A 7823-nucleotide genomic window follows, 5' to 3' on the forward strand; every position below is an offset into this window, starting at 1 on the left:
CCCAGGCTCAGACGGCGCTTGCCCGCGCCAACGACCTGCTGCGCGGCAATGCCGGCACGCAGCAGACCGTCGACCAGGCGAAGGCGGCACAGGACACCGCGGCCGCCACCGTGCAGAGCGACAATGCAGCAATTGCCTCCGATCAGATCGCAATCGACCACACGGACATCCGGGCGCCTTTCGACGGAAGGCTGGGCGATATCGACATCAGCACCGGCGCCTATCTCAGCGCCGGCTCGGCGGTGGTGACGATCGCCAAATACGATCCGATCTATGTGAAATTCCACCTTCCCGAGGCCTATCTCGGCCAGCTCAAGCAGGGCTCGTCGGCGAATGCCGTAACGGTCGATGCCGTGCCGCAGGGCGGCGGCACCTCCTCCAAGGGAACGTTGAGCTTTTTCGACAACAGCGTCGACCCCGCTTCGGGCACGATCCTTGCCAAGGCGCGGTTCGACAATCCATCCGGAACGCTCTGGCCGGGGCAATCGCTGAATGTCACCGTGCATTTCGAGAGCGGCGACAGGGATATCGTGGTGCCGACGGTGGCGGTCAATCCGGGCGTCGACAGCCCGTTCGTCTATGCGGTCGGCGACGACAAGAAAGTTCATGTGATGCCGGTCAAGGTGGCACGTTCGAACGGCCCGAACACGGCGATTGCCAGCGGGCTCACCGAAGGTGCGCATGTGGTGGTCGAGGGCCAGGTGCAGCTCGTCGATGGCGCGACCGTCGTCGAGCAGTTCGGCAACGGCCAGAAGACGGCCGGCGCCAAGGGCAATGAGCAGTCGATCGAAGTGGGGGCCGCGCAATGATCCCCCAATTCTGCATCCGCCGCCCGGTCGCCACCACGCTGCTGGCCATCGGCGCCGTGCTCGCCGGCCTTGCCGGTTATCAGCTGCTGCCGGTCGCCGCCCTGCCACAGGTCGATTTCCCGACCATCAACGTCTCCGCGCAGCTGACCGGGGCCTCGCCGCAGACGATGGCGACGGCGGTCTCGACGCCGCTGATCAAGCAGTTCGAGACGATCCCCGGCATCAGCGAGATCAGCGCCACCAACTCGCTCGGCAATACCTCGATCGTGCTGCAGTTCGACCTCAACCGCAATATCGACGCGGCGGCCGCCGACGTGCAGGCGGCGATCTCGCATGCGACCCGGCAACTGCCCGACAACATGACGACGCCGCCGAGCTACCGCAAGACGAACCCGGCCGACGCGCCGGTCCTGCTCCTGTCGATCCGCAGCGATACGATGCCGCGCAGCAAGATCGACGAAATCGCCGAGGACGTGCTCTCCCCTTCCCTCTCCACGCTTCCAGGCGTCGCGGAAGTGTCGATCTTCGGCGCCCAGACCTACGCGGTGCGTGTCGAGGTCGATCCCAACAAGCTGCAGGCCCGTAATCTCGGCGTGGACAACGTCACCAAAGCGATCTCCAACGCCAACAGCCAGGCGCCGGTCGGTTCGCTGCAGAACAACAGCCAGCGGCTGACCATCAATGCCGACACACAGCGCACCAATGCCGACCAGTTCCGCTCATTGGTGATCGCCAGTCCGAACGGTGCGCCCGTGCATCTCGGCGATGTCGCCAACGTTCAGGACAGCGTTGCCAACCTCGACGCGGGAAGCTGGTATGACGGCAACCAGTCGATCATTCTCGCCATCCAGCGCCAGCCGGACGCCAACACGGTCGATGTCGTCGATTCGGTGCGCGCAAAACTGCCCGGACTTTCCGCCGAGCTGCCGGCGTCGGTGTCGATCAGCGTCATGAACGATTCCTCGACGGCGATTCGCTCCTCGATATCGGATGTGCAGCTTACGCTGATGCTGACGATCGGCCTCGTCGTACTGGTCATCTATCTGTTCCTTGGCCGGATCACCGCCACCCTCGTTCCGGGGCTTGCCGTGCCGCTGTCGCTGATCACCACGTTCGGCGCCATGTATGTGCTCGGATACAGCATCGACAATATCTCACTGCTCGGGCTGACGCTCTCGGTCGGCCTCGTGGTCGACGACGCGATCGTCATGCTGGAAAACATCATGCGGCATGTCGAGGACGGCATGCCGCCGATGCAGGCGGCGCTGCAAGGCGCCGGCGAAGTCGGCTCGACGATCATCTCCATGTCGGTGTCGCTGATCGCGGTGTTCATCCCGATCCTGCTGATGGGCGGGGTGGTCGGGCGGCTGTTCAACGAGTTCGGCATGGTGGTGGCGCTCGCCATCGTCGCCTCGGCGGTTGTCTCGCTGACGGTGACGCCGATGCTCGGCTCGCGTCTGTCCGGTGCCGAGCATCACCCGGGCCTGATGGTGCGCATCTTCGATGCCGGCTTCAGCCGCACGCTCAAGGGATATGACCGGGCAGTCGGCTGGTGCCTCAGGAACCGGGGGGTCATCCTCCTCGTCTTCCTCGCCTCGGTCGGCGCCTCGGTCTACCTGTTCACGACACTGCCGACGAGCTTCTTCCCGCAGGAGGATATCGGCCGCCTGACGATCTCGACCCGCGCCCGCGAGGACATTTCCTATCCGGCGATGCGCGACCTGCAGGCAGAGGTCGCGGCCGCCGTGCAGAAAAACCCGGCGGTCAACCACGTCACCTCGATTGTCGGCAGCAATGGCCGCAGCTCGCTCAACAACGGCACGATCTGGGTGGAACTGAAGGACCGCGACCAGCGCCCGCCGCTCGACCAGACGCTGCGCGAACTCAGGCAGGCGACATCCAGGTTCGCCGGCATGAAGACCTTCATCACGCCGCAGCAAAGCCTGCGCTTTGGCGGCCGGGCGACGGCCAGCCAATACCAGCTCGTCGTCCAGGCCTTGAATGCCTCGCAGACCAGCGAATGGTCGGACAAGATCCAGACCGCGATGCGCGCCGACCGGACGCATTTTACCGACGTCACCTCCGACGCGCAGAACAACGCGATCGAAGCCAATATCAAGGTCGACTCGGAAAAGGCGGCGTCGTTCGGGATTACCGACGACGAACTGCGCAAGACGCTGCAGATGGCGTTCGGCGGTTATACGGCGGCCGAAATCCAGTCGACCGGCGACAGCTACGACGTCATCACCGAGTTCGACAATACCCAGCAATGGAACGACCAGATGCTGCAGGGCGTCAGGGTGATGTCCTCGAACGGCTCGCTGGTGCCGCTCTCGAACTTTGCGACGGTCGTGCGCCAGACGGCGCCGGTCACCATCAACCAGACCGGCCAGCTGGTCTCGACGACCGTGTCGTTCAACCTGCCGGCCGGCGTGTCGCTCTCGGACGCGACGGCGGCGGTCGACCAGATCAAGACACAGCTGCAGATGCCGAATGACGTGTTCACCTCCTATGGCGGCACGGCGCAAATCTTTCAGCAGAGCCAGGGCAATACGCCGCTGCTGATTCTCGCTGCGGTGCTGACCATCTATGTGGTCCTCGGCGTGCTCTACGAGAGCTTCATCCACCCGCTGACGATCCTGTCGGGCCTGCCGGCTGCGGCCTTCGGAGCGTTGCTGGCGCTGAAACTGTTCGGTTTCGACCTGTCGATCATCGCACTGATCGGGCTGCTGATGCTGATCGGCATCGTCAAGAAGAACGCGATCATGATGATCGACGTGGCGGTGGAAACGATGCGCTCGAAGGGAGAAACGGCAGCCGTCGCGATCCACGAAGCCTGCGTGCGGCGCTTCCGGCCGATCATGATGACGACCTTCTGCGCCCTGCTCGGGGCGCTGCCGATCGCGCTCGGCACCGGTGCCTCGTCGGAACTGCGCCAGCCGCTCGGGGTCGCGGTGGTCGGCGGCCTGATCGTTTCCCAGGCGCTGACGCTGTTCATCACGCCCGTCATCTTCGTGGAGATGGACAGGCTTGGCCGCTTCCTCGGAAGGCTCTGGACGAAGAAGGACAAGGACCTGCACGAGGCAAACGACGACGCGCCGACGCAGATCGCTGCGGAGTGACGCCCCCCGCCCGCCGCCCGAAAAGAGACGGCGGACGGGCGCCAGCGCAGGTAACCTTAACCGATAACCTGAACGGACGACTCCGTTTGCATTAGTCACTGCTAAAGCTTCTTATAGGTGGCGCAGCGCAGTGTTGCGTACGCGCTGGGCGGTCGGGCTTGGGGGTCGCCCGGCCGCTTTCAGCTTCAGGCCGAGAGCCTAGAACCCTTCCGCCAGTTTCGGGAAATCCCTGATCAGCCCATCCCGCACCACGAAGCTGATCGGCTCGTTCGGATACCGCTTGGTATCGACCAGCAGCCTTGCGAAGATGACGCGCCGTTCGTCCTTCATTGCCCAGCCGACGAACCAGCCGAGCGGGCGGTCGTAATCCACCTTGCCGGCCTTGTCGCGCAGCCAGCCGGAACCGGTCTTGCCCTGGATGTCCCAGCCGCCGCCGGCCTCGAAATGCGGCACGATCGCCAGCGTCATGTCGACGGCGTGTTCGGAGATCGGCAGGCCGCCATTGAGAAACCGGCGCAGGAACCGCACCTGCTCGTCGGCCGAAATCTTCAGCGACGACATCAGCCAGGATTCGGTCAGCCCGTCGGTATTGCCCGGGCCGCCGGAGACATCGCGATTGCCGTAACCGAAGCGCTGGATGTAGTCCGCAAACTTGGGCTTGCCGAGCTTGCGGGCGACTTCCTGCGAGTACCAGACGATCGAGTCCTTTTCCCAGATCAGCGGATCGACATCCTTCTTCACCCGCTCCGGCCCGCCAAATTTCGCCTGGTATTTCCAGCGAGGGTTCTGGGCGTCGGTGAGGATGCCGGCATCATAGCCCATCATGGCCAAAGGCAGTTTGAAGGTCGACTGGGGATAAAAGCCCTGGTCGCAAGTGCCCTGGCGGTAAAGTGCATCGCCGCTATCCTCGTCGATGATGACGGTGCAGCGGATCGGATCGGCAGCACCGGCGGAGGCGCAATCGAGAAAAGTCACGGTAATGCCGAGAGAAAATGCCAGAAGAAAAGAATTTCTGAAAGCCATTCGAGTTACTCCAATTGGGGTGACACGGCTCTTCTAGGTCGGTTTGCAAGCCCCAATCAAACGATGATATCTGCGGTCAGGCATGAATCAAATTGGGGCATGGCCATGGTTCGACCATATTTGCCGTTGAACGCGCTGCGGGCCTTCGAGGCGGCCGCGCGGCATCTCTCCTTCACCCGTGCATCGATCGAGCTCTGCGTCACCCAGGCGGCCGTCAGCCATCAGGTGAAGCTGCTCGAAGAGCGGCTCGGCGTCACCCTGTTCCGCCGCCTGCCGCGCGGGCTGATGATCACCGAGGAAGGCTTGGCGCTGCTGCCGGCGCTGCAGGAGAGTTTCGACCGCATGGCCGCCATGCTGGAGCGCTTCGAAGACGGACATGTGCGCGAGGTGCTGAAGCTCGGTGCGGTCGGCACGCTTGCGGTCGGTTGGCTGCTGCCGCGGCTTTCCGATTTCCGGGAAAAATACCCCTTCATCGATCTGAGGCTCTCGACCAACAACAACCGCGTCGACATCGCCGCCGAAGGGCTCGACTACACGATCAAGTTCGGCAACGGCGCGTGGCACGATATCGAGGCGGAACCGCTGTTCGAGGCGCCGCTTTCCGTCCTCTGCATTCCGCCGATCGCAAGGCAGCTCAAGACACCGGAGGACGTCGCGCACCAGGTGCTGCTGCGCTCCTACCGCGCCGACGAATGGCCGGGCTGGTTCGAGGCGGCCCATGTCCCCCCGCCGCAGATTCGAGGGCTGGTGTTCGACAGTTCCGTGCTGATGGTCGAGGCGGCGATGCAAGGGGCCGGCATGGCGCTCGCCCCTCCCCTGATGTTCTCCCGCCAGCTTGCCGCCGGCATGATCGAACAGCCATTTCCAATCTATATTTCCAAGGGCAGCTACTGGCTGACCCGGCTCAAATCCCGCAGCGTGACGCCGGCCATGGAGATGTTCAGGAACTGGCTTGCGGGGATGGCCGCGGAGACGCGGCGGCAGCTGGAAATCTAAGGCTTCCGGGGTTGCCATCCCGGCCACCTTGTGCGATCACCCGCCCTCTCAAAAATTCCGGGGTGCCAGAAGCGCCCTTTTTCGCGTTCGGAGCCTTGCTGGCCCCGGTTCAATGACTTTCGATGGATAAAAGGAGCACGGCGATGGCACGGGCGCTCGGGCTTGATTTCGGCACGACCAATACGGTTCTGGCATTGGCGGATGGCGGCAGCAGCACGCATTCGATGCGCTTCACCAGCAGCGCCGGCGAGAGCGATTCGATGCGCACGGCGCTCTCCTTCATGAAGGATCCGATGATGGGGGCGCAGGCGCTGAAGGTCGAGGCCGGCCAAGCGGCGATCCGCCAGTTCATCGACAATCCCGGCGACTGTCGCTTCCTGCAGTCGATCAAGACGTTTGCGGCAAGCGCGCTGTTCCAGGGCACGCTGGTGTTTGCCCGCCGGCACGTCTTCGAGGACCTGATGGAAATCTTCCTCAAGCGCCTGAAGATCTATGCCGAGGACAACTGGCCGACCGACGTGTCGCGGGTGATCGCCGGCCGGCCGGTGCATTTCGCCGGCGCCAATCCGGATCCGAAGCTGGCGACCGAGCGCTACAACGAGGCGCTGACGCGGCTCGGCTTTCCGGAAATCCACTATGTCTACGAACCGGTCGCGGCCGCTTATTATTTCGCCCAGACGCTGAAGAGCGACGCCACCGTTCTCGTCGCCGACTTCGGCGGCGGCACGACCGACTATTCGCTGATCCGCTTCGAAACCAAGGCTGGCAAGCTGACCGCCACCCCGATCGGCCATTCGGGCGTCGGGGTCGCGGGTGATCATTTCGATTACCGGATGATCGACAACCTGGTGTCCCCGGAAATCGGCAAGGGCAGCAAGTTCAAGAGTTTTGACAAGGTGCTGGACGTGCCGGCTGGCTATTACGTCAATTTCGGACGCTGGAACCAGCTGTCGATCTTCAAGACCACGCGCGAATTCACCGACCTGAAGTCGCTGGTGCGCTCGGCGCTGGAGCCGGAAAAGCTCGAACTGTTCGTCGATCTCGTTGACCACGACGAGGGTTATCCGCTCTACCAGGCGATTTCGGCGACCAAGATGGCGCTGTCGGGTGCGGAAGAAGCGGAATTCAACTTTGCCCCGCTCGGCAAGGCCGGCCGCAAGACGGTCAAGCGCACCGATTTCGAAGGCTGGATCGCCGAGGACCTCGGCCGCATCGAAGGCGCGCTCGACGAGGTGCTGGAAAAGACCGGAACTGCGCCTTCCGAGATCGACAAGGTGTTCCTAACCGGCGGCACCTCCTTCGTGCCGGCGGTGCGGCGGATCTTCACGCAGCGATTCGATGCCGGCAAGATCGAGACCGGCGGCGAACTGCTGTCGATCGCCCACGGCCTGGCGCTGATCGGCGAGAGCGACGATATCGGACAATGGGCGGCTTGAGGGCGGCATACTCCCACTGATCTCCCCCCTTGAGGGGGAGATGTCACCGAAGGTGACAGAGGGGGGTGGCGACGGTGCGGCAAAACATTCGGCCAATGAATATGCCGAGAGGTTACCCCCCTCTGCCCTGCCGGGCATCTCCCCCTCAAGGGGGGAGATCGGCCAGCCGCTCCGTCTCCGTCCACAGGCCGTCGCCCATTCGAGCCAAAACCGGTTCCCTCTCCCACGCCACATGCTGTAGTGTGAATCCGATGAACCTCGCCAAAGACATGGACGCCCCCGAGCTCGCCGCCCTTCTGCATTTCTATGCGGATGCGGGTGTCGAATGGCTTGTCGAGGATGAGCCGGTCGACCGGTTCGCGCAGTTTGCGGCCCAGAGGGCGGCCCAGGCCGATGCCAAAGCGCCCGCGTCTGCCCGGCAGCAGCCGACGAACTAT

At 63.6% G+C, this 7823-nt stretch carries 5 protein-coding genes and 1 pseudogene; 5 read left to right on the top strand and 1 reads right to left on the bottom strand.

Features of this window, described 5'->3' with window-relative positions:
- Both MOV61_RS26615 and MOV61_RS26620 read left to right on the top strand, forming a co-directional pair.
- Positions 1-809: efflux RND transporter periplasmic adaptor subunit (locus MOV61_RS26615; protein ID WP_247138737.1), on the top strand; the 809-nt coding region annotated here is incomplete at its 5' end.
- The gene (locus tag MOV61_RS26620; RefSeq protein WP_247138738.1) at positions 806-3931 is read left to right on the top strand and encodes an efflux RND transporter permease subunit; all 3126 of its coding nucleotides are present in this window, start codon (positions 806-808) and stop codon (positions 3929-3931) included. The genes MOV61_RS26615 and MOV61_RS26620, both read left to right, overlap by 4 nt.
- A gap of 198 nt (positions 3932-4129) precedes the next feature.
- Here the strand turns inward: MOV61_RS26620 and blaOXA are convergent, their stop codons facing one another.
- Positions 4130-4954: a class D beta-lactamase gene (gene blaOXA, locus MOV61_RS26625; protein ID WP_247138739.1), complete on the bottom strand. Its 825-nt coding sequence runs from the start codon at positions 4952-4954 to the stop codon at positions 4130-4132.
- Positions 4955-5059: 105 nt separating this feature from the next.
- Here blaOXA and MOV61_RS26630 point away from each other — a divergent pair, with 105 nt between their 5' ends.
- From MOV61_RS26630 to MOV61_RS26640, 3 genes and pseudogenes are all read left to right on the top strand, one after another.
- A complete protein-coding gene (locus tag MOV61_RS26630; protein WP_247138740.1) occupies positions 5060-5950 on the top strand; it encodes a LysR family transcriptional regulator in 891 nt (296 codons plus the stop codon).
- 143 nt (positions 5951-6093) lie between these two features.
- Positions 6094-7386, top strand: coding sequence for an Hsp70 family protein (locus MOV61_RS26635; protein WP_247138741.1), 1293 nt, complete (start codon positions 6094-6096; stop codon positions 7384-7386).
- 251 nt (positions 7387-7637) lie between these two features.
- Positions 7638-7823: pseudogene (locus tag MOV61_RS26640) on the top strand (uracil-DNA glycosylase); the annotation flags it as partial.

Source organism: Neorhizobium sp. BETTINA12A (assembly GCF_023006485.1).
GTDB lineage: Bacteria > Pseudomonadota > Alphaproteobacteria > Rhizobiales > Rhizobiaceae > Neorhizobium.